We start from the raw sequence: 3,826 nt of genomic DNA, 5'->3' as shown, positions 1-3,826 counted from the left end.
CTTTTCTGCACTTTGCCATATAGATTTCCTTACCTCCAGGAATATAATCCTTTAATTCTATATGATCATTATATAACTTTACCCATGCAAGTACTGTACTATCTGAAGGAATATTATATTTTAGCGCAATATCTATTAGTGAACCTTCACCAGCAAGATATTCTTCTACAACCTTCCTTTTAAACTCTTTTGTATATGATTCATTTGCAGGTTTTTCATCAAATGCAGAATCACCATACGCTTTAAAGATTCTAATCCACTTTTTCACTGTGTTTTTACCAGCATTTATTTCTTTTGCTAGACTAATAACTGATTCACTGCCATCTAAGTACCTTCTACATATTTCAATTTTTTGTTGTTTAGAAAACTTGCTTTTTCTTCCCATAAGAAAAACCTCCTCAGCAAACAGTGCTCTTAATTATTTGCACTGTCTACTGGGAGGTCATCATATCAGAATTGACACTTTTTCTCGTCTACCCTATTTGTTGATAAACTAATGTGAGCAGTCTTATCTTTTGATTTTAGTGAAAATGTTGTAACGGGATATTGTTTTGAATAAATGATTAACAAGAAGAAATCGAGGTTGTTTTATGAAAAAGAAGAGAATTCTATTAATAACACTTGTTTTTGCACTATTGATCTGTTTTTTCTTTTTCTTGCCTAAAGAAAAATCTGTAAAGAAAAAAATAAAAACTATAAGTTATGAACATCCAGAATACAAAGAACGTTATAATTTATATAAAAGTAAGCATCCTCATCTAATGAAAGAAGAGATTGTTACACTTGTAAATATGAATCGTGATTATGATTTTTATGATCATATTATAAAACAAGAACATCCTAATGATTTAAATACAATTGTGAATAAATATTATCAGGTGGATGAAAACTATGCGCCCGATGATCTTGTAGAAATCAATAATAAAGCCAAAAAGTATGGCCTTCTCTATAGTAAACATACTGCACGAAAAGTCTTATATGATGATTTTATTGCTTTACAAGAGGCTTGTTATCAAAAGGGCTTTGAGTTATACGTAACTTCTGGCTATCGTTCTACACTTTGGCAAAAAGAAATCTATAATCATATGGTAGAAACCTACAATGTTGCAAAGGCCGATGAAACATGTTCACGTCCTGGTCATAGTGAGCATACAACAGGTCTAGGACTTGATGTTGCTTTAGATCAATACAAATATGAAGATGTTGTTAATCATCCTTGCTATAAATGGTTTTTAAGTCAATTGAGTCAATATGGTTTTATTCTACGTTATCCAAAGGATAAAGAAGATTTGACAGGGTATAATTATGAATCATGGCATATTCGTTATGTTGGCAAGGATTTAGCTAAAAAGGTAGAAGATAGCCAATTAACATTTGATGAATATTATGCTAGACATTACTAAAAAGAAGATGAAATAGCTACCTTCTTTAGAATGTTGATTAACTTATCATGACTCTTTTTAAGATGATTTTTATCAATTATGCATTAATCTCAAAGGAACTGTATTTTCAGACAGTTCTTTTTTTCATATAATGATGAAGGGAGGGATTTATGTGGATATAGATTCTTTAAAAGCATCACAAAAGACAGATCAGTTATTTCTAGTATGTGTCGATCATTATGATACAAGTCATGCGACATTCTATTATTATAAGAAAGAAGAAAAATGGGAACTTGTTTTACAAACACCAGCACTTATTGGACAAAGAGGCATGGGTGAAGGAAAAGAAGGAGCAAGACAAACACCTATAGGTGAATATAGTTTTGGTAAACTCATGGGTATTGCGCCAGATCCTGGTACAATAATGCCTTATCATCAGATTACTGAAGATGATTATTGGTGTGGTGAACAGTACTATAATGAGTTTGTGGATGAAAAGACTATGGACCATTCTCATTGTACAAAAGAGAATGACGAACACTTGATAGATTATACCAAACCTTATGAATATACAGCCTTCTTTAACTATAATAAGGAATGTATTAAAGGAAAGGGGAGTGCTTATTTCTTTCATTGTTTTGGCACTCATGACTATACAATGGGATGCGTTGCCTTACATCATAATATTGTGAAATATCTCTTTACTATTATTGATGAAAAGACGATTATGATCATCGATTCTTACGATAATTTGTATAAATATTAGTTAGTGTCACAGTGATAATTTTATGTTATAGATTAGTGGCAAAAAATCATAGGCTTGACTATGGGATGAAAGCCACATAATTTTTACTTAAGTTTTGTATAGAGTAGATATATAATGTATGTATAAAAACAGAAAGAACTTTTTAATCAATGGGAAGACCAAAATTAAATAATGTTCAAATAAACATATCTATTCCTATGGAGTGGAAAATAGAACTTGAAAACCTTGCGCGTATCTATTCTGTTGAGGAAGGCAAGACTATTACATTTCTTGATCTTATGCGTAGAGGCATTCAGGAAAAATATCAGCTTGGAGAGCAGGGTGATGAGTGAAAAAAATATCACAGTGCTTCACATTGTAAATATCTAATACAATATCATATCATATGGTGTCCTAAATTCAGATTTTCGGTTTTAAAAAGTAATGTTGAAAATACTTTAAAACAGACATTACAGAAAATTTGTAATGATTATAATTATCATATAAAAGCACTCGAAGTGATGCCAGATCATATACATATTTTCATAGATGTGCCACAGACTGTTGCTCCTTGCGATGTGGCTAGAACTCTTAAAAGTATCAGTGCTATCGAATTATTTAAAGCGTATCCGCAGCTAAAAAAGTTCTATGCAAGATGTGGAGCTTTATGGTCAGGAGGGTATTTTGTCTCAACTGTAGAACGCATAAGCGAAGCTACAGTAGTTAAGTATATAGAGGAACTAAAAGATGATTAGTGACGAAGAATACAAAAAGACTCTAAAACAATTTCATAAGCTTTCTGATAGGCATATTCTAGCTGCTGAAACTGGTATGTCTTTTTCTGATATACAAAAAGTTGTAAAGCTTTCGGATAAGATCAGAAAAGCAGCTAACGAACTTGTAGGTCTTATGAGAAAGAATTTTGATCAGCTTATGCGTACCAAGAGATATCGTAAACTACTAAAATTATATGGTTCTACAGAAGACAAGAAAAAACGTAAGTATCTTGCTGGACAGCTTAATGAAATGCAAAAGCAGTATGATGTTACCTGGGATTTTTGCAGAAAATCAATGATATTTATTGGCAAGAAGTATAATGTAGATGCGGTCTTTGCCCTTACTAAAGCTGAAGATGTTTGGCATGGCATGGAAAAATGTTTATATGGTAATGGTAATATCTTACATTTCTCTAAATATGGAGACCTGCCTTGCATAAGGGCAAAACAGATGAATCGTGGTATCCCTATCTTCGCTAAGGATAATAAGTTACAGTTCAAGCTTGGCAGAACTGTATTTGGAATACAGATTAATGATAGCTTCCAAACAGATGAAGTGAATGCAGTATTGGATTATCTTGCTGAACCTGAAATCATGAATAATAAGGCTGTGCAGACACTCATGGATGAAGCGTACTGTATTGATACATACAGACCCTGCTATGCTACTCTTGTACCAAAAATAATTCGTGGTAAATACAGAGTATATTTACATATAACCATCGAAGGTAAGGCAAAACCTAAATATGACAGATTCGGCAATCCAAGACATAAATATGGCAGAGGAATGATCGGTGCTGATATAGGAATACAGACAGTTGCCTATACTTCTGATACAGAAGTAGGACTTAAAAATCTTTCGGAGCGAGGCAACAGTATTCAGACTTCTGAGAGAAAAGAACGTCTGCTTTATCGTGCTATGG

At 32.6% G+C, this 3,826-nt stretch carries 5 protein-coding genes and 1 pseudogene; 5 read left to right on the top strand and 1 reads right to left on the bottom strand.

Features of this window, described 5'->3' with window-relative positions; translation table 11 throughout:
- Nucleotides 1–385 (bottom strand): transposase (locus QZQ55_RS10690; RefSeq protein WP_295093184.1); only part of this gene is annotated, 385 nt, incomplete at its 3' end.
- Nucleotides 386–590: 205 nt separating this feature from the next.
- Between QZQ55_RS10690 and QZQ55_RS10685 the strand changes: the two genes are divergently transcribed.
- From QZQ55_RS10685 to QZQ55_RS10665, 5 genes and pseudogenes are all read left to right on the top strand, one after another.
- Nucleotides 591–1,403: a D-alanyl-D-alanine carboxypeptidase family protein gene (locus tag QZQ55_RS10685; RefSeq protein ID WP_295093182.1), complete on the top strand. Its 813-nt coding sequence runs from the start codon at nt 591–593 to the stop codon at nt 1,401–1,403.
- A gap of 151 nt (nt 1,404–1,554) precedes the next feature.
- The gene (locus QZQ55_RS10680) at nt 1,555–2,148 is read left to right on the top strand and encodes a L,D-transpeptidase family protein (protein WP_295093180.1); all 594 of its coding nucleotides are present in this window, start codon (nt 1,555–1,557) and stop codon (nt 2,146–2,148) included.
- Between the two features lie 149 nt (nt 2,149–2,297).
- The gene (locus QZQ55_RS10675; RefSeq protein WP_295093179.1) at nt 2,298–2,480 is read left to right on the top strand and encodes a hypothetical protein; all 183 of its coding nucleotides are present in this window, start codon (nt 2,298–2,300) and stop codon (nt 2,478–2,480) included.
- Nucleotides 2,481–2,498: 18 nt separating this feature from the next.
- A pseudogene (tnpA, locus tag QZQ55_RS10670) lies at nt 2,499–2,882 on the top strand (IS200/IS605 family transposase); the annotation flags it as partial.
- Nucleotides 2,875–3,826 (top strand): hypothetical protein (locus tag QZQ55_RS10665; RefSeq protein WP_295093177.1); only part of this gene is annotated, 952 nt, incomplete at its 3' end. The pseudogene tnpA and the gene QZQ55_RS10665, both read left to right, overlap by 8 nt.

The organism is uncultured Catenibacterium sp. (assembly GCF_900540665.1).
In the GTDB taxonomy this organism is placed as follows: domain Bacteria; phylum Bacillota_I; class Bacilli_A; order Erysipelotrichales; family Coprobacillaceae; genus Catenibacterium.
The sequence above is the reverse complement of the archived record's forward strand: the minus strand, read 5'-3'. Positions and strand labels throughout refer to the sequence as shown.